Consider the following 19788-nt stretch of genomic DNA (forward strand, 5'->3'; position numbering starts at 1 on the left):
AAATTATCATGGCTTTTATAGATTATTATACAGTTTTAGGTATATCTAAAACAGCAACTCAAGACGAAATAAAAAAGGCTTATAGAAAATTAGCCCGTAAGCATCATCCAGATTTAAATCCTAATAATGAAGAAGCTGCTCAAAAATTTAAAGAATTAAATGAAGCCAATGAGGTATTAAGTGATCCAGAAAAGCGTAAGAAATACGATAAATATGGAGAAAATTGGCAACATGGTGAGGAATATGAAAAGGCTCGTCAGCAACAGCAAAGTCAACAGCAATATAGCGATTTTGATGCTGGACAAGGTTTTGGTGATTTTGATGGTTATTCTGATTTCTTTGGTTCTATGTTTGGACGTGATGGAAGAAGTAAATCAACTGGTTTTAAAGGACAGGATGTAAATGCAAGTCTTTCTCTTAATTTGACTGATGTACTTACTTCTCAAAAACAAACTTTTGCTGTAAATGGTAAAAACATTAGAATTACAATTCCTGCTGGGGTTCAAGATGAACAAACTATAAAAATAAAAGGTCATGGAGGAAAAGGTTATAATAATGGTCCAAATGGGGATTTGTATATAACTTTTCATATCAATAATAATACATCATTTGATGTAGATGGAGCAGATTTATATAAAACTGTTGAGGTTGATTTATACGATGCAATTTTAGGAGGGGAAGTAGTTGTTGATACACTTTCAGGGAAAGTAAAAGTACCAATAAAAGAAGGAACAGAAAATAGTAAAAAAGTAAAGCTAAAAGGTAAAGGATTACCAATTTACAAGAAAGAAAATGAATTTGGAGATTTATATGTTACTTTTTCTGTGAAAATACCAACACAATTAACTTTAGAAGAAAAAGAATTATTTGAAAAATTACGTGAAATAAAAAAAGGTTAAACCATGAAAAATGTTACAATTTCAGTCGTAAAATATTGCGAGTATCATAAAATAGAACCTAAGTTTTTAATCGATTTATACCAAAATGATTTGGTTATTCTACATGAGCGTAATCAAGAATATTTTATAGATGAGGAAGACTTAACAAAAGTAGAAAGATATATAGAATTTCATTATAATTTAGGTATAAATATAGAAGGCATAGAAGTTATTCACCATCTTCTTGACCAAATAGAAACATTACAAAAACAATTAAAATAATTAAAACCTAGACAACCTTTGTAATAAAATACAAAGGTTGTCTTATTTTTGCATAAATATTTTTGTATGAATACTCCAGAAAAGAAGAGTAAATTAAAAAAACTACACTCAAGAAATCGTCATATAACAGCTTATAATTTCGAGAAACTTTGTGCAGTTTATCCTGCTCTTACCAAATATATAAAGCCAAATAAAGAAAACGAACCGACAATCACTTTCTCTGATAGAGAAGCTGTAAAAGCATTGAATAAGGCTTTGTTAAAAACATATTATGATATTGATTATTGGGAATTACCAAAGGCTAATCTTTGTCCGCCGATTCCAGGTAGAGCAGATTATATACATTATGTAGCTGATATTTTAGGAGAAAAATTTGATGGAGTTATTCCTCGTGGTAAGGACGTTAAAATTCTAGATATTGGAGTTGGAGCAAATTGTATTTATCCTATTATTGGAAATTATGAATATGATTGGAATTTTGTAGGTGCGGAATTAGATTATGAATCTTTTAAGAATGCAGAAGAAATTGTAAAAAAGAATTCTAGATTACGTAATAAAGTTGATATCAGAATGCAATTTAATCCAAATAATATATTCAAAAATATTATTAAGCAAGGAGAAAAATTTGATATGACAATTTGTAATCCTCCATTCTTTAGATCAAATCAAGAAGTAATGGAACAAACAATGCGAAAATTAAAGAATTTAGGGCAAGAATCTGATCAAAAACCTATTCAAAATTTTGGAGGAAATAATTCTGAACTTTGGTGTAGAGGAGGAGAGAGATTATTTATTACAAAGATGATAAAAGAGAGTGCAGATTATAGAAATCAAGTAAAATGGTTTTCTACATTAGTTTCTAAAAAAGAAAATCTTAGAATTTTAGAATCAGTACTAAAAAAAGAAAAAGTAAGAGATTATCGTATTGTTGATATGCAACAAGGTAATAAAGTATCTCGTTTATTAGTTTGGAAATTTTAATAATTATTTAAAATTATTCCAAATTTTTAAAAAGTTATAATCTATAACCTTATTGTTTTAAATTGTGTGTAACAAAAGAGACACATAATGAAAACAAAAAAAATTACAATTACGTTAGCTATTTTAGCTTTTTTGACTGTGGTATTTTCTTTTACTAATTCTAGAAATATAGATACAGGTAAAGAATTAACTACATTTCAATGGAAAAATTTAAAAGTATTACCTCAAACTATTTCGGAAGATAGCTTAAAAGGATTGATGAGAGGATACAATGAGGCTTTAGGTGTTAAATGTTCTTATTGTCATGCTAGTGATGCAACAACTAAAAAAATGGATTTTGCAAGTGATGACAAAAAAGAAAAAGGTTTTGCTCGTCATATGATTTTGATGACAAGAGAAATAAATGCTAAAAACTTTAATTGGGAAAATTCAAAAAATCCTGAATTAATAAATGTTGTTACTTGTACAATGTGCCATAGAGGAAATGAAAGCCCTACTAAATCATTAGATGATACAGCACTATTAGAAATTAAATCTGCGACACAAGAAGCAGCTAAAAAATAATTATAAAAAAAGGTTGTCTATTAAGACAACCTTTTTTTATAGTATATTATTTTGATAAAGCATCTTGAAAAATTTCAATTTTTTCTAAGATTGTAGCTTTTAATTCTTCATTAGTAATTTCACCGTTTTGGAAATTATCATTAAAAAATGGGAAAGTAGAGCTTGCAATAATTTCACCTCCAGCAAACATACTGAAATATTTTGTAGCAACTTCCATTACATTTCCTCCACCATAACTTCCTGGAGAAGTACTTAATAATAAGATTTTCTTTTCTTTAAGAAATGACATATCTATTCTAGAAACCCAATCCAAAATGTTTTTTAATGCAACAGAAAAATTTCCATTATGCTCAGCTAAAGAAACAACGATACCATCTGCTTCTTCTATTTTTTTATAAAAATCTTCTGCTTCTTTTGGAAAACCATTTTCAATTTGTCTATCAATAGAGTAAATAGGCATTTCGTAATCATTAATATCAACTAAATCAATATCAACGTTTTTTAATTGTTTTAGTGCAAAATTTAATAATTCTTTATTGATAGATTTTTTGCTGTTACTTCCAGCAAATGCAAGTATTTTCATTCTTATTTGTTTTATTTTATACAAATGAACTACTTTTTTTTAAAATGATTCTTAACCTATGTTAAGAAAAAAAATTATTTCTTTTTCTGTGTTATTTTTGAATATTCTGTAGGACGTATACCTGTTACTTTATAAAATACATTACTAAAAGAAGAAAGAGAATTATAACCAACAAGCATTGCTATTTCGTACATATTAAATTGATTTTTACTAATTAATTCTAATGACCTTGTAATTCTTAAAGATCTTAGAAAGCGAACATAATTGATACCTAATCCATCTTTAAACTTTCTTGATAAAGTTCTAGAACTTAAACCAAATTTTTTAGCTATATCATCAATTGTGAGATTTTTTTCTAAATTATCTCTCAAATAATCTGCAATTTCTAATAATTTTTTGTCTTTTGGGAAAGCATGTTGTAAGATAACAGGAATTTTACTAGATTCCATTTCAGGGAGAATAGATTTTATAGTTTTTAAAAAATTATATTTAACGATGTCATTTGATGTAACAGCTCCATTCCATTTTTTGGTAAATAAGAACATTTCTCTTAATAAATCGTCAGCATAATAAATATTATATTCTTTGTAGAAATCACCTTCATCAATTTCTGTTTTAAAATAGAAGTTATACATGTCTACTGACTTACTGTAAGATAAAATAGAATGTGGAGTAAAAGCTGGTATCCAAATAAAACATCTTGCAGGTAGATACCAATGTTTTCCATTTATAAAAATATGTATTATACCACCTTCAGCATATAATAATTGAGATTTGTTATGTTCATGTGTGCCAACTTCAATTCTATAAGAATTTAAATTTCTAATATAGAAGTCAACTTCTTCATTATTAATATCAGGAAAATAATCAGTATTTAGCATGGATTGAATAATTATTACTTAAATATTTTAGATTAATTATAAATAAAAATGAATATTATTATTTTTATAACAAAGTAAGAATATTTGGCGAGAATGAGCAAATTATTTTCTTATTTTAATATTTATTTTCAAATTCTTTATTTGACATTTGCATTACAAAGAAATCAGAATAACAACCAGAATTGAATACAAAAACGATGTTTAAAGTTATTAAATATCAATTACTTGCGTTTTTTTTAATGTTAAGTGTAGATATTTATGCTCAAACTGAAATTGATTATAATCAGTTAAAATTGAGCGAAGCAATTGAAATAGGGATTAATAATAATAAAAAATTACAGATTAACTCTATTAAAAGTCAACTATCCGAACTAAAAGAAAAAGATCTAAAAAATGAAAGATACCCTGATGTTAATTTTTTGACGGGTTTTCATGTTTTATCTACTTTAAAACAGTTTGAACATGGACTTCTTCATCCAGCAACGGACTACAAAGTGCCTAATAAAAAATATAATTTTACTTTGTCTGCTGAGATTCCTGTTTATATGGGAGGAAAAATTAAAAATGAAGAGAAAAAGGCAGCAATAGAAACTGAGATTTCTGAATTAAGGGTTAAAAGGAATGTTCGTGAATTACGAATGGAAATTATTACAGCTTATTTACAAATTCTGCATTTGCAAGAACAAGAGAAGCTGATACAAGATAAAATGCATGAAGACTCTGCTGTAATTAAACAAACTCAACTTTTAAGAAAAAATGGATTGGTAACTAATAATGAAGTTCTTAGAACAGAATTACAATTGTCAAATCATAAAATGTCTTTTACAGAATTAGCAAATGATATTGCAATTGTAGAGCATCAAGTAAAAACTATATTGTCATTACCTGAAGATCAAGATATACATATTGATACAAGTGAACTATTTACAACGAATGATCAAATTGGTTTAGTTGATGAAATGATTTTAGAAGCTACAACAAAAGATGAGGAATTGAAAATAGTTAATCAAGATTTAGAACTTAAAAAATTAGATAAAAAAATAACCCAAGCGAATGTTCTTCCTAAAATAACAGCAGGAGGAGAGTATGGTTATAATTATCCTAACTTTATGTTTTTTCCTCCACAGCCACATATGTATCGTTTTGGAATGGTAGGTGTTAATGTTACTGTGCCATTGAGTAGTTTTTTTAAAAATAAACAAAAAATGAGAATGGCAGATACTAATATATCTATAGCAAAATTGGAAATTGAAGAAAAAGAAGAACAAATTAGACACGATGTTTTCGCTTCTAATAGAAAATTGGAAGAAGCTATAGAAAAAATTAAAATAGCAGAAGAGGCTATACAACAAGCTCAAGAGAATTATAGAATCGTGAAAACAAAGTATATTAATAAATTAAGTTTAATTACTGAGTTAATAGATGCAGATAATTCTTATTTAGAAGCTGAATCAAACATGATATCACTACAAATCAACAAACAATTAAAATACTATCAATTACAATACGTTTTAGGAAATTTATAAAACTATGGGAAAACAAATAACAAAAGGGGAGAGAAGACTTAATAGAACACTTTCTATAGTCGCATGGGGTTTCATATTAATTGGAGTTTCAACTGTTTTTTGGTTTTATTTATTTTCTAGAAGTCATGTCAATACAAATGACGCTCAAGTAAGACAATATATAACACCAGTTGCAAGTAGAGTTCCAGGTTTTATTGATAAAATAAATTTTGAAGAAAATCAATTTGTACACAAAGGAGATACGTTAGTTGTGATTGATAATAGGGAGTTTAAAAATCAAGTGGATATAGCAACTGCAAATTTAGAAAGTACTACACAAGCTGTAAAAACAGTAGAGGAGTCGGTTGTAACAAAAGCAAGTGATGTAAACGTAATTGATGCAAATATTGAAGCTGCAAAAATTGAAGTTTGGAGAACAGAAAAAGATTTCGATCGTTTTAAAAATTTAGTAAAAGAAGATGCAGCAACTGAACAACAGTTTGAAGAAATTGAAGCTACTTATAAGCAAGCAAAAGCTAATCTTAGTGCTTTAGAACAAAAAAGAAGATCAATTAATATCGGAACTTTTGCAGAACAAACAAAAGTTGCTCCAGCTAAAACAGAAGTAGAACAAAGACAAGCTCAGTTAAATAATGCAAAATTAACATTATCATATTCTTACGTAATAGCTCCTTATGATGGTTGGGTTGGTGTTAAAAATATACAAGTAGGACAGCTAATAAAAGAAGGACAAACTTTAGTACAAGTTGTTTCTGAAGAGAAATGGGTTATCGCTAACTTTAAGGAAACTCAAATTGGTGAAATTGATCTAAATAAGGAAGTTATTTTGAAAGCAGATGCTTTTCCAGATATAGAATTTAAAGGAAAAGTACAATCTTTATCACCTGCTTCTGGATCAGAATTTTCATTAGTTAAACCAGATAATGCGACAGGAAACTTTGTAAAAATAGAACAACGTTTTCCAATAAAAATCATCTTAGAAAAATCAAAAGATAATGAAAAGCTAAGAACAGGAATGAATGTCAATGTATCTGCAGGAAAATTAGATTAAAAGAATTATGTTAGAACAAGCTTCTATATTCAAAAAATGGGTTCCAGAAAAGTTAATTGTACCTTTTCTGGGAATAGCCATGATGCCTTATCTAATGGTGTTAATGATATTCAACATGAATAGTACATTTACTGCATCATTTTTAGATTTAGAGGTTGATGATTTACAATTTTTATTTTCTTTAGCTTATGCTACTATTGTTTGTGGATTTTTTGTTCATGAAAGGTTATTTCATTTTTTTAATATAAGAAATTACTTATTGGTAATGACAATGCTTAATATATTGGTATTGTTTGCAATGACTTTAACCAAAAATACAGAATTAATTCTAATTCTCAGATTTATTCAGGGTCCTATATCTTTATTTGAAGGAGTGATATTAGTTCCAATTATAATTTCAAGGATAAAGCACGAGAATGCTAAGCTAATTGCTTATTCTATGTTTTATTGTGTGATTTTATGCGGAGATAAGATAACTACATTAATGGTGAAATTCGCTATACAGAATTACAATTACAATATGATTATTTATACAATTATGAGTTTTCATGTTTTATCATTAAGTATTTATGTTTTATTCTTTAATCAAAATAGAATGTATCCACAGAAACCTCTTTATCAATTAAATTTGGGAGGAGTATTTTTAATGAGTATTACATTAATTTCAGGCGCATTTTGGTTAATTTATGGGAAAAAATATTTTTGGTTTGAATCTCCTTTGATTGTAATATCATTTGTTACAACCTTTATTTTTAGTGGATTATTTATTTATCATCAGAAAACATCAAGAAGACCATTATTTCATTTTGAAATTTTAAAATCCAAACGATTAGTTATTGGTTTGCTTTTATTTTTTGTATTTTATACTCTAAGAGCAAGTATGAGTAATATTTACCAAATAATGGCAGTTGTATGGAAATGGCCTTGGGAATATGTTCTTAATATTCAATTTTATAATGTAGCAGGAACTGTTACAGGAGTAATGATTTCTTTTCTATTAGTTAAAAATAAAATTGAATTTCGTTATATATTTTGTTTAGGATTTTTGGTACTATCTGCAAGTATGTTATGGTTTAGTTATTTGTTTTTTCCAGATACACGTACATCAGCAGTTGTTCCAGTATTATTTTTAGAAGGAGTAGGACAGGGAATGCTTTTTACACCTTTAATATTGTTTATTATAGGATCAGTACATCCAACATTTTCAGGTAATGCAGCACATGCAGGTATTGCAATACGTTTTTGGACTACTACAATAGCTTTCTCAATTATGCAAAATGCTGTTTTACATCTTACAACAAAGCATCAATTTTTGATGACAAAAAATTTGGATAAATCAAGTCCTATATTTCAAGAACAATGGTCTGCTTTATATAATAAAAATATTTCAAGTCATTTAGCGAATGAAGCAGAATTATTATCATTTGGAACATTGAAAAGTAGGCTTTTTAATCAAGCATTATTGGTTTCGAATATGGAAATATTCCGAGTTTTATTTATAGTAGGATTATCGGTAGCAATAATTTTAATTTTGAAACCATTAAAAACGAAAATTTATAATCGTTGATTTTTTTGTATTTACTTAATTTAAGTAATAGATAAGTAGTTTTTAATTTTAAATTTTTGCTTATAGTCTTCAAAAGCTATGAGCAAATTTTTTTCTATTAATTTGGGCATTCTTCGAGTAGCTGGATGTTCTGAAGAAGATAGAGATTTAAATTCTGTTATAGTAGGTATTATTTCTAAAGAATTGACTAACATTTCAATTTCCATTTCATATTGTCTTTGAGCAACAGAATGAAAAGTATCATTTTCATAAACAGGAACATGTTGCTGTTCTATTAAAAAACCAGCATCAGCTTCTTCATTAATAAAATGAGTGGTTACACCTATTTCTGTTTTATTAGTAATAGCCCATTTTAGAGAATCTAATCCGCGTGTAAAAGGTAAAAAACCAGGATGAGTATTAATTATTTTATATTTTTCTACTAATATACTAGGTAATAAACCAGCTCCAGCAATAATAATATAATCTGGTTGATAAGATTCTAATTGAGAATAAATTGTTTCAAAGGAAGTTAAATCAAAATCGTATCCAAAATTTTCACAATAATTTTTTGGTGTTATTTGTATTGCTTTATTTGGTCTATGCTGATAAATAGGAATAAAAGGATTTTCTCTTTTTACAAAAGGTAAAGCCAATAGCTTTACATTTTTATAACCTTTAGCTTTTAAACCATGTAAAACATCTTGTGTTTTACGATGAGGTACATTATAACTAATTACTGCAATTTTGGATACGATCATTCAATATTTTTAATTATTGATTAAATATTTTTTATGATAATCAACAATATTATCTATTGGCTTTCTAATAATATGACCTACATTCAAGTGATATTGAGCAGCTACAGAGCGTATAATATCTTCATAAATATAAGCAATTGATCCAATGAAATTTAATTCGGATTGACGAGATTCTTCGTAAGGAAGAATTTGATATTCAATAAATGAAGACATAGCATCATAAATTATTTTTTGAACAAAAGGGTCATTTCTATGTTCAAGAACAAATTTATTGAATGATGCTAAATAAGTGTTTGCAAACTTATTATTGTATACATTATGATTTAATTCTTCTACAGTAAGTTTGTAATAATCGTCAAATGCTTTAGCTAAGTGAGGAGGCATTTTCTTTGTGAAATAAGCTCTTAAAAGTCGTTTTCCTAAATCATTTCCAGATCCTTCATCTCCTAGAATATAAGCTAAAGATTTTGTTTCTTCACGAAGGCTAACTCCATCAAAATAACATGAATTAGAACCTGTACCTAAGATACAAACCATAGCAGGTTTTCCCATATATGATGCATAACAAGCAGCAAGTAGGTCATGGTCTACAACTAATTCAGCATTTGTGAAAAAATTGTGTAAGCCATTATATACAATTTCTTTTAATTTTTCACTAGATGTTCCAGCACCATAAAAGAATACTTTTTTAAATTCACCAGCGATAGGATTTAAATCTTCATTTTTTTCTAACTCAGATGAAATGTCATCAGCAGTTACAAAATATGGATTGAAACCTATTGTACTTGTTCTTAAAACTTCATTAAGATTATCATCTAAAATAACCCAATCAGTTTTTGTAGAACCACTATCAGCTATTGCTATCATTTTTTTGTGTTTTAATAAAAATTACTGCTAAAATAATAATCTTTTGTACAATAGACATAAAAAAAACGCTTGAAAATTCAAGCGTTTTTAAAATTTTGAAAGATAATTTTTTTTTAGTGATCGTGATCGTGATCATGGTCATCATCTTCATCATGGTTTACAACTTCAATTTCAATAAATTGCTGTGTTTGATTTCCTGCTTGATCAATTACATACAATCCTAAATGGTAATGTCCACCTGTAATACCTTCAGCAGGAATTTGTACTTTATGGCTTAAAGCAAATTCTTTTGTGTTTCCAGAAATATTAATTTCTTCATTATATTCCCAACTAATATTAGCTGTTTTATGTTGATGACCATCTTCAGCAGAATGGATGTCAATTTTTATACTTCCTAATGCTGTATTATCTTTTAATATAGCTTCAATAGATATTTCATCACCTAAATGGAAATGAGCATCATCTTTTGGAGATATTAATTGAATTTCTGGTTTTGTTGTATCTAAAGAATCATCATCACTAGAACATGAAGTTATAAGTAATGTAGATAAAACGATTAGTGTATATTTTAATATTGATTTTTTCATTTTTATAATTTTAATTAATTCAGATAAAATTCTAGGTATTGGTTGATAATATGAATAAAAAGTTATCTGGAGGTCCTCTAGTAAAACAATAGTTTATTGTAGAACTTTTTTCATTATTTTTTAGATACGAGTTATTTTCTTTATAATAATAATATTCTTCAACTATTACTATTATAGGTTCATCATGTGTATCAATAAAAATTGAATGAAAGGTATAATGATTACATTGATGATGTATAACTTCCTTCTTTTTAAGATCAATAGTTTCTTGATGATCTACTAAAATAAAATGAAGGAGATTAAAAATAGGTATAGCAATAAGTATAAGACCAAAGAAAAAACCAAAAAAAGATTTTTTACTGTTCATAGTCAACATCTATTTTCCAAATGGTATTCCTAACATAATTTGTATATTTCGAGCTTGTTCAGGTAATTGTAATGCTCTATAAAAACTAGTATGGTTATAATATCTTTTATTTAATAAATTAGAAGCTTGAATATTTAAATTTGCACGGAAATTATTTATTTTCAGAGATGTTTTAAGTCCCATTCCTAGTAAAAAATATGGAGAGGTAATATCTTCATTTTGTGCAATTTTATTTTGCTCAAATGTATATTTACCATTTACGAAAAAGTTTAGATTTTCAATAACTCCAATTTCTTTTTTTGTACTGTAATTTAATTGTCCGAAAATATTATTTGCAGGAGTAAAAGGTAAATAATTACCTAATTTATTATTGTCTTTAATTTGTCTATTATATAAATATTCATAGATAAAGTGAACATCAAAATTTCCATTAATTTTTTTTCTTATTTCAAATTCAAATCCAGTTAAAATAGCTTTACTTTGTGTATATTCATAGATTTGACCTCCATGAGGTAATATAGAAAATTGACCAGATGGTTTTAAAAATATGTAGTTACTAAAATAATAAGCATAAGGGCTTAAGGATATATTCCAATCATTTTTATGAAAAGTTGATTTAAAATCTAAAGCAATACCTTTTTCAGCATCTAAATTAGGATTTCCTCTTTCATGTCGAAAACTACCATGGTGTATACCATTAGAACCAAGTTCTATAGCTGTAGGTAAACGAAAATTAGTACCAATATTTAAATTGAAATCCCATATATTAGTTGGTTGATAGGTAGCACCAATCATTGCGTTAAGATTGTTAAATTTTCTATCAATTTCTGAACTTCTATTGGCATAATAATCTGCAATACCTATAGAATTTCCTTTTTCCAAAAGATAATTATATAAAAATTTATCAAAATATCCTTCAGATTTAAAAGTAGAATAATCATATCGTAAACCTACATTTGCTTTCCATTTATTTAAATGTTTAAACTCTTCAATAAGAAAAGCACTAAAAATATTTCTATTATATTTTGGTAATAAATAATTATATCCAGCAATATTATTTGATTGTAATTGACTTTGAACACCAACAATTGTTTTAAAATTTTTATTATGATTATGTTCAAATTTTAATTGCGAATCGTAAGTAGAAAGTTTAAAATCTAATTCTAAATTAGGATCTTTTTCAGGTGCTTTTTGGTTAGCATAGTGAGTGTGAAAAGCACTTATTTCTTGTCGATGATTGTTTTGATAACTACTAATAAATTTAATAATATTTTTAGAATTTATACGAAATTCATTCTCTGATATCACTTTAAAATGATTAGATTGTTGATAAGGAAAATCAATATTACGATAATTACCATCAGGTTGTAACCTGTCTACTGATGGTATTCCGTGAGAACCAGGAAAAAATCCCATTTTTTGATTTACGTTTGAAATTGTTAAAATAGATCGAAATTTTTCATCAATATAACCAACTTGAACTTCAGCATTAGCATCTCTTCCTGCTGTATTTTTTACTCGCTTATTATATATAGGTAAATATCTATTCAAATAATAAATACGATCTGTTGTTGTTCTATAATCACCAAAATTTCCGTAAGTTCCTTTTATTTTATAGAATAAATGATTTTCTCTAGACTTTACATTAAATCCTATTCTATAATCATCATTTACAGATTGATATAATCCTTTTACTTCTCCTGAAGTAGAATATTTTGCAGGAATATTATTGTTATTGATTCTTATAACACCGGCTATAGCTTCATTTCCATATTCTAATGCTGCAGGACCTTTTATAATTTCAACATCTTCTACATTTAATGCATCAATTTCTAAACCATGATCAGCTCCCCATTGTTGTCCTTCTTGTTTTACTCCATTTTCACTAACAATTAACCGATTAAATCCAAGACCTCTAATGATAGGTTTTGAAGCAGATGAACCTATTCCAGAGGCATTAACACCTGCAATATTTTCTAGAGATTTAGCAAATGAACCAGCATAATTTTCTTTTATGAAGGATTGATCAATTCTTTCAATATTTGCTGTTGTAAAATCATGATGATGACCAGCAACAGTAATTTCATCTAAATGGTAAGTCTTATGAAATGTTAAAGTAAATATATATTTTTTATTTGATTCAAAAGATATGGTTTGATTCAATGGTTCATAACCTTGCTCATCAATTTTTATTTGATGATTACCTTTTGCTAAGTTATCTATTTTGAATTTTCCTTCAGTATTTGTAAGTATTTCTTTATTATCAAAGAAAATAGTTACAAAAGGAATAGGTTTTTGGTTTTTGTCAATAATTTGACCTTCAAAAATATTTTGAGCAAATGTACTACTACACAATAATGTAGTAACAATTCCCCATTTTATGTGAATTGACATGAATACAATAATTTAATAACGTAAAAAAAACTTTATTTTTTGAGATTAAATTATGTATGGTGGTGCTCGTAAACTTTTGTGAGTTAATAAAACAGATTGTTTAACCTGTTTAGAGAAAAGTATTTTATCTTTTTGAATGAAAGTTTGTATTTCATCCTCAATTTCAATTGTTATATCATTATCAACAAACTGCTGGTTATAATGACATATATTACAAGTATCGTGAATATTAGAAAAACCTTCTTCTAATTCTATATCTTCGTTATTTGATGAATGCTCCAATATATGCAAAGACTGAAACACTGTCATAAACAGTGAAATCAAAATCATGATATATTGAATGTACTTTTTCATTTCTAATGACAAAAATATAATTTTTATTTAATTTCTCTTAATTCTTTTAGGTTTTGTTGTAGTTTTCTAAGAAAAAGCAAGTGAATTAAAGCATAATAAATACCACCAATAAAAATAATAAAAACAATAGAAACAATTATTGCTATCCATCCAAAAAGGCTAGAGTTACCAATAGGATTAACATCTTTAATATGTTTTGTAAGGTATATTGATTCTCCTAATTCATAATAAAAAGGAGCTGAAAATAGGATTAAACTTAATATAGTTATTAGTATAAATAGATTAACTAATTTTCTGAATGCAACAATATTTTTTATAAGATTAACAACAGATTGATTGAGGTTAATATTTCTATAATAACGATAAGCAATAACCAAAAAAGCAACTGTAATTGTGATATTAAAAATAGATGCAATTTCGTAATTATTTATTGTTGTTCTTTTTACAAGAGTTTTTACATCATTATTAAAAAAATTTTCTCCAGAAATTATAACATAAGTATTATAAAAAAGGAAAAGTATAAATTCACAAAAAGTAAAAATAAACAACCATTTAATAGTTGTTGAAGATTTTTTCTTCAACATATTGAAAATTTGATTTTTATCAAATTTATCTTCTTCTTTTATGGAACTCCATATTGATTTTAAGTCATCTAACTCCATTATTGTTCCATTTTAGTCATTATTTCTTTTAATTTGATTTTTACTCTATTCATTTTAACCCGAGCATTTACCTCAGAAATACCTAATGTTTCTGCGATGTCTTTATAAGGTAAATCTTCTAAATAGAGTAGAACAAGTGCACGTTCTATATCATTTAAAAAATGTATAGAAGCGTATAGAAGTGTAATTCTTTCTTCTAGACTTTCGTCTTTATCGTCAGATTTTATATTGATGAAATTAGATTCTGCGTAATCTATTTCTTTTGATTTCGTTTTTTTTCGTATTAATGTAATTGCTGTATTTAGACTAACACGATACATCCATGTTGTAAACTTTGAATCCCCCTTAAAAGAATCATAAGATCGCCATAATTGTAAAACAATTTCCTGAAAAAGATCATCATGAGAATCTTTGTCATCTGTATAAACACGACAAACCTTATGTATTATCCCTTGATTTTTTTCAACTAATTCAGTAAATATGTTTGCTTTATTGTCCAAGTTTGTTATAATCTACTTTCCTTTTAATATGTAGTTTATATTTACAAAACGTTACATTATTAAATAGATTTTTTAAAAGATATTAGTAAGTAGAGCAACAGCAAATGTTAATACAGATAGAATTGTTCCAATCATAAATATAGTATATGTAATACTTAGTATACGGTATTTCCTTTCTAAAACCTTTCCTAAATAATATAAATCTCTTGTAAGTGAGTTGTATAAGTAATCTTTATCTTCCATTAATTCTTTCATAGCATCTTCATAGGCATCTAAACCCATTTGATAAAAATTACCAAAAAAAAGTAAATTGACTTTTCTATTTTTAATGTCATCATCATTAAATTTATTATAAGTAACGTTTGGTTTTGTAGCCATTATTGCAAATACAATTGATATAACACTAGAAAGTAACATTACAGTTGCAGGAATAACAAGATGATGATTTTGTGGGTTTCCTAATTTAGGTACTAATGTGGATAAAGCGATTGAGATAATAATAGCATTAACAGATAATAAAATATTTGCTTTACTATCAGCAATATCACTTAGTCTAGTATGATTACTTAATGTAACTCTAAAAAGTGTATCAACACCACGATTTGGTTGTTGAATTTTATCACTTTTTTTCTTTTTTAGTTCAAATTTATTAGGAATTTCACCAATAAGATTAATTTCTTTAATATTATTTTGTATTGTAACTAAATTATCTTCCTTCCCTTTGAGCCATAGTTTTTTAGCAGAATCTGTAAAATAATGGTGCATATTCAAAAAATAATTTCTATTTTGTAAATTCCATTCGTAGTCAGAAAATTTTTTTTCACAAGTTTTTGAAATTTCATCTCGTAATAACTCAGAAATTTTGAAATAATCTTTTTGTGCAAGATGGTAATTATCAGCATCTCTTATAATACATTCTTCTATATTTTCAGGTGTATATGTAATTTCTGTTGCTAATATTAATTTTTTTATATCATTGATATAATCTTCAGAAAAATTTATATTTTTTAAATAATCACTTGCAATTTTAATACTTTCATGTTCATGATTTTTTATTGATTTTGTATAACCTGTATCATGAAACCAACCAGCGATTAGTAATTTTTCTACTTTTTCTTCTGAAATATTTTCATTTAATACTAAAACTTTTATAGCTTCAACAACCTTTGCTGTATGCATAAAATTATGATAGGTATAATCCAAAGAAAGATTATCTTTGAATAGATTGAAGATATAGTTTTCTATTTTTAATAAAGCTTGATTCATTACAAATATTTAACGCTTAAATGTATGAAAATATTACCGACTCTAAATAAAAAAATAAATTATCCGTTTCTTACTTTTTTAGGTCTTTCCTTATCTATTTCTTCATGTGCAACACATCATGCACAATATGGGAAAAATATAAAGCAAGAAAACATAGAAGGGAAAAAAATACAATCATTATATCTTGTAGGAGATGCAGGAAATTTAGATTTAATAGAAAATAAACAAAATTTATCTGTTCTAAAAAATCAACTTTCAAAAGCAGATTCAGCTGCTTATTTAATTTTTTTAGGAGATAATGTTTATGAAAATGGTATAGTTGTAGATTCTACTAAAGATGATTTTAAAAAAAGTAGAGAAAAATTACAACTTCAAATTGATTTAGCTAAAGATTTTAAAGGAAAAACCCTTTTTATTCCAGGTAATCATGATTGGAGAAATGGAATAAAAGGATTAAAAGAACAAGAAAAAATTGTAAAAAAACAATTAAGTGGTAAAAAAAGTTTTTTACCTAAAGATGGTTGTCCTATTGATAAAATAAATGTAAATGATAGTATAGGAATTATTGCTATTGATTCTGAATGGTATTTACAAGATTGGGATAAACATCCTAAAATAAATGAAAATTGTGATATAAAATCTAGAGAAGATTTTTTAGAAGAATTAGAATCTCAATTAAATAAATATCAAAATAGAACAACTATATTAGCAATTCATCACCCTTTATTTTCAAATGGATCTCATGGAGGACAATATGATTTAAAAAAACAATTTTATCCTTTTGGAGAATCTTTTAAAATTCCTTTACCAATAGTTGGATCATTTATTAATTTATTAAGAAGTAGTAGTGGACTTAATCCTCAAGATTTAAGTAATTATAAATATAGAGAGCTTTCATCAAGAATTGCAACATTAATACAAAATAGGGATAATGTTATAGTTGTCTCAGGACATGATCATAATTTACAGTATGTTCAAGATCATAATATAAAACAGATTATAAGTGGATCAGGATCTAAAAGTGAATCAGCTAAAATAGTTGGTAAAAATGATTTTTCTTACGGAGGAAAAGGTTATGCAGTTTTAGATTTATATGATAATGGAGCTTCTAGAATTAATTATTATGCTTTTAAAGATAATAATGTAAAACTTTTACTTTCTAAACCTGTTACTGAGAAGAATAAAGTTTATATAGAAAAAAAATATATTGAACAAATCCCTAATAAAGTTGAGACTTCAGTTTATCCAATAAAAGAAACAGAAAAATCTAATACATATAAATTCTTTTTAGGCAAGCATTATCGCTCTGTTTATTGGCAATCAATTTCTGCAAATACTGTCGATTTAGATAGTTTACATGGAGGTTTAAGAGCTTTGAGAAAAGGAGGAGGACACCAAACTCGAAGTTTAAGATTAATTGATAAGGAAGGCAGAGAATATAATATGCGCTCAGTTAAAAAAAGTGCAACACAATTTATACAACAAGTTGCATTTAAAGACAAATATGTAGCAGATGAATTTAATGGAACTTTTTCTGAAAAATTCTTAATGGATTTCTATACAACCAATAATCCTTATTATCCTATTGTTGCAGCAAATTTAATGAATCCTTTACAGATAATGCATTCAACTCCAGATTTATATTATGTTCCAAAACAAAATGCATTAGGTAAATACAATGAATTTTTTGGGAATGAATTATATATGATAGAAGAACGTCCTATGTCTCTTTTTCAGGATGAACGTTTTGGTTATCCTAAAGATATAGTAAGTACAGATGATATGCTTGCAGCAATCAATAAAAATAAAAATGTGATTGTAGATAAGAATGCATATATGAGAGCTAGGTTGTTTGACATGCTTGTAGGTGATTGGGATAGGCATGAGGATCAATGGAGATGGGGTATTTATAAAGATGGAAATAAAACGATTTATCAACCTATTCCAAGAGATAGAGATCAAGTTTTTCCAAAATATGATGGGTTATTATTAAAATTATTGATGAGAATTCCTGCATTGAGACATATGCAAGATTATAAAGATGATATAAGAAATGTAAAATGGTTTAATAGAGAACCTTATTCACTAGATTTGGCTGTGTTAGAATCTTCTAATCTTGACGCTTGGTTAGAACAAGCAAAATATATACAAAATAACTTAAGTGATGAATATATAAGAGAATCATTCCAGTTAATTCCTAATGAGGTAAAACGAGATTATGATAAAACAGTAATTGATAATTTAATTAAAAGAAAAGCTAAATTAGAGAAATTTACGAAAGAATATCATAAAGTTCTTAGAAAATTAATTATTCTAAAAGGTACTGATAAAAAAGATGATTTTTTAATTACTCGATTACCAGAAGGTAAAACAAATGTAAAAATATATTCTGGAGGTAAAAAAGATTTAATTTTAGATGAAACTTACAATAAAAAAGAGACCAAAGAAATACGATTATATGGTTTAAAAGGTAAAGATAATTTTACAGTTGATGGAAAAGGTAATAAAGAAATATTAGTTAGAGTTATTGGAGCTTCTGAGAGTAATAAGAGTGAAATAAAAAAAACAGATCGTATTAAAGTTTATGATAATTCTTTAAAACATTATAAATCAGATTCAATATTAGATAACAAAAGGGCTAATTATGATTATGAAGTTAACACATATTTATACAAACAACCAAAATATAATTATTACTCTGCTTTACCAAACTTTGGTTTTAATCCTGATGATGGTTTAAAAATAGGGATTTCTCCAACCTATGTTGTTAATGGATTTGATAAAGAACCATTTTCTCAGAAACATAGTCTACAAGCTAGCTACTTTTTTGCTACAGAAGCTTTAGAATTAAAATACAAAGGAACTTTTATAAAAGCTATAGGTAATTGGAATTTAGATATTAACGCATTGTATACAACACCAACTTATAGTACTAACTTTTTTGGATTTGGAAACGAAACAAAAAATAATCAAAAAACGTTAGGAATGAACTATAATCGCGTTCGATTGAGAAATTATGCTATAGGAGCGTCAGTTTTTAAAATTACAGAAAATAACGGTCGTATAGATTTCTATGGAGAATATAGCCATAAAACAGTTCAAGAAAATTTTGATAGAGTAGTTAAACAACCAGGAATAGGGATTAATGAAAAAGTTTTTGATGGGCAAAATTTTGGAGAAGTTGGTGCTAAATATGTTTTTAAAAATTATGATAATGAATCAATGCCAAAATCTGGAATGTTGTTTTTGACAAATGCAAAATGGGTTACTAATTTAGAAGATGTAGATAGAAATTTTTTCTACACAGAAATGAATCTTGGTTTTACACATAAAATTTCTGCAAATGGAAGGTTAACAATAGCTTCCATGTTAAAAGGTAAAGCTATTTGGGGTAAAAATGAAAATGTTGAGTTTTATCAAATGGCAACTTTGGGAGGTGACCAAGATTTTAGAGGTTATAGACCAGGTAGATTTACTGCAAATAAAGTATTCTTACAAACTTCTGATTTGCGTTTTGATGCATTTCGTTTCAAAGCGATTGTTCCTTTACGTTTAGGTGTGTTTGTTGGTGCTGATTATGGTAGGGTTTGGTTAGATGGTGAAAATTCTAAAAAATGGCATTCTTCTACAGGAGGAGGTATTTGGTTGAATGGAGTAAATACAGTTACAGCAACAATATCTTATTTTAAGGGAGATGATCCTGGAAGAATTGTATTTGGATTCAATTTCGGATTTTAA

Annotated in this window: 19 protein-coding genes; 8 read left to right on the top strand and 11 right to left on the bottom strand. The window is 26.7% G+C overall.

The window, feature by feature from the left end; genetic code table 11:
- Window positions 1-8 precede the first annotated feature (8 nt).
- From RT575_RS00630 to RT575_RS00645, 4 genes are all read left to right on the top strand, one after another.
- Window positions 9-899 carry a DnaJ C-terminal domain-containing protein gene (locus tag RT575_RS00630; RefSeq protein WP_313578001.1) on the top strand — a complete coding sequence of 297 codons (891 nt, stop codon included), beginning with the start codon at window positions 9-11 and terminating at the stop codon, window positions 897-899.
- Window positions 900-902: 3 nt separating this feature from the next.
- On the top strand, window positions 903-1160 hold the full coding sequence (locus RT575_RS00635) for a chaperone modulator CbpM (RefSeq protein ID WP_313384516.1): 258 nt from the start codon (window positions 903-905) through the stop codon (window positions 1158-1160).
- A gap of 66 nt (window positions 1161-1226) precedes the next feature.
- Window positions 1227-2141, top strand: a complete 915-nt coding sequence (gene rlmF, locus RT575_RS00640; protein WP_313578003.1) for a 23S rRNA (adenine(1618)-N(6))-methyltransferase RlmF — start codon at window positions 1227-1229, stop codon at window positions 2139-2141.
- 87 nt (window positions 2142-2228) lie between these two features.
- Entirely contained in the window at window positions 2229-2705 is a 477-nt protein-coding gene (locus RT575_RS00645) for a c-type cytochrome (RefSeq protein ID WP_313578004.1), read from the top strand.
- Between the two features lie 46 nt (window positions 2706-2751).
- Here the strand turns inward: RT575_RS00645 and RT575_RS00650 are convergent, their stop codons facing one another.
- Entirely contained in the window at window positions 2752-3288 is a 537-nt protein-coding gene (locus RT575_RS00650) for an NAD(P)H-dependent oxidoreductase (RefSeq protein WP_313384511.1), read from the bottom strand.
- A 74-nt stretch (window positions 3289-3362) separates the two neighbouring features.
- Window positions 3363-4169, bottom strand: coding sequence for an AraC family transcriptional regulator (locus RT575_RS00655; protein ID WP_313384509.1), 807 nt, complete (start codon window positions 4167-4169; stop codon window positions 3363-3365).
- Window positions 4170-4366: 197 nt separating this feature from the next.
- Here RT575_RS00655 and RT575_RS00660 point away from each other — a divergent pair, with 197 nt between their 5' ends.
- Genes RT575_RS00660 through RT575_RS00670 form a run of 3 tightly spaced genes read left to right on the top strand, consistent with a single transcriptional unit; the run spans window position 4367 to window position 8313 of the window.
- On the top strand, window positions 4367-5695 hold the full coding sequence (locus RT575_RS00660) for a TolC family protein (RefSeq protein WP_313384508.1): 1329 nt from the start codon (window positions 4367-4369) through the stop codon (window positions 5693-5695).
- Between the two features lie 4 nt (window positions 5696-5699).
- Window positions 5700-6746 (top strand): HlyD family secretion protein, encoded by a 1047-nt coding sequence (locus tag RT575_RS00665; protein ID WP_313376461.1) that lies wholly within the window; start codon window positions 5700-5702, stop codon window positions 6744-6746.
- Between the two features lie 7 nt (window positions 6747-6753).
- Entirely contained in the window at window positions 6754-8313 is a 1560-nt protein-coding gene (locus RT575_RS00670; RefSeq protein ID WP_313384507.1) for a hypothetical protein, read from the top strand.
- A gap of 20 nt (window positions 8314-8333) precedes the next feature.
- On the opposite strand, the gene RT575_RS00675 is transcribed toward RT575_RS00670, so the two are convergent.
- The 9 genes from RT575_RS00675 to RT575_RS00715 all read right to left on the bottom strand — a co-directional run bounded on the left by RT575_RS00675 (window position 8334) and on the right by RT575_RS00715 (window position 16050).
- A complete protein-coding gene (locus RT575_RS00675; protein ID WP_313578008.1) occupies window positions 8334-9053 on the bottom strand; it encodes a formyltransferase family protein in 720 nt (239 codons plus the stop codon).
- Window positions 9054-9062: 9 nt separating this feature from the next.
- Window positions 9063-9920 (bottom strand): ATPase, encoded by an 858-nt coding sequence (locus RT575_RS00680; protein ID WP_313578010.1) that lies wholly within the window; start codon window positions 9918-9920, stop codon window positions 9063-9065.
- A gap of 113 nt (window positions 9921-10033) precedes the next feature.
- Window positions 10034-10507, bottom strand: a complete 474-nt coding sequence (locus RT575_RS00685) for a DUF4625 domain-containing protein (protein WP_313578012.1) — start codon at window positions 10505-10507, stop codon at window positions 10034-10036.
- A gap of 31 nt (window positions 10508-10538) precedes the next feature.
- Window positions 10539-10874, bottom strand: a complete 336-nt coding sequence (locus tag RT575_RS00690; RefSeq protein WP_313578014.1) for a hypothetical protein — start codon at window positions 10872-10874, stop codon at window positions 10539-10541.
- 9 nt (window positions 10875-10883) lie between these two features.
- Entirely contained in the window at window positions 10884-13268 is a 2385-nt protein-coding gene (locus RT575_RS00695) for a TonB-dependent receptor (protein ID WP_313578016.1), read from the bottom strand.
- 45 nt (window positions 13269-13313) lie between these two features.
- Window positions 13314-13622: a hypothetical protein gene (locus RT575_RS00700; protein WP_313384498.1), complete on the bottom strand. Its 309-nt coding sequence runs from the start codon at window positions 13620-13622 to the stop codon at window positions 13314-13316.
- Between the two features lie 23 nt (window positions 13623-13645).
- The gene (locus RT575_RS00705) at window positions 13646-14284 is read right to left on the bottom strand and encodes a hypothetical protein (RefSeq protein ID WP_313578018.1); all 639 of its coding nucleotides are present in this window, start codon (window positions 14282-14284) and stop codon (window positions 13646-13648) included.
- On the bottom strand, window positions 14284-14784 hold the full coding sequence (locus tag RT575_RS00710) for a sigma-70 family RNA polymerase sigma factor (protein ID WP_313578020.1): 501 nt from the start codon (window positions 14782-14784) through the stop codon (window positions 14284-14286). Before RT575_RS00710 ends, RT575_RS00705 begins: the two co-directional genes overlap by 1 nt.
- 72 nt (window positions 14785-14856) lie before the next feature.
- Window positions 14857-16050, bottom strand: a complete 1194-nt coding sequence (locus RT575_RS00715) for a Pycsar system effector family protein (RefSeq protein WP_313578022.1) — start codon at window positions 16048-16050, stop codon at window positions 14857-14859.
- 24 nt (window positions 16051-16074) lie between these two features.
- Between RT575_RS00715 and RT575_RS00720 the strand changes: the two genes are divergently transcribed.
- Window positions 16075-19788, top strand: coding sequence for a metallophosphoesterase (locus tag RT575_RS00720; protein WP_313578024.1), 3714 nt, complete (start codon window positions 16075-16077; stop codon window positions 19786-19788).

Origin of the sequence: Chishuiella sp. (assembly GCF_032109125.1) — a bacterium.
Lineage (GTDB): Bacteria > Bacteroidota > Bacteroidia > Flavobacteriales > Weeksellaceae > Empedobacter.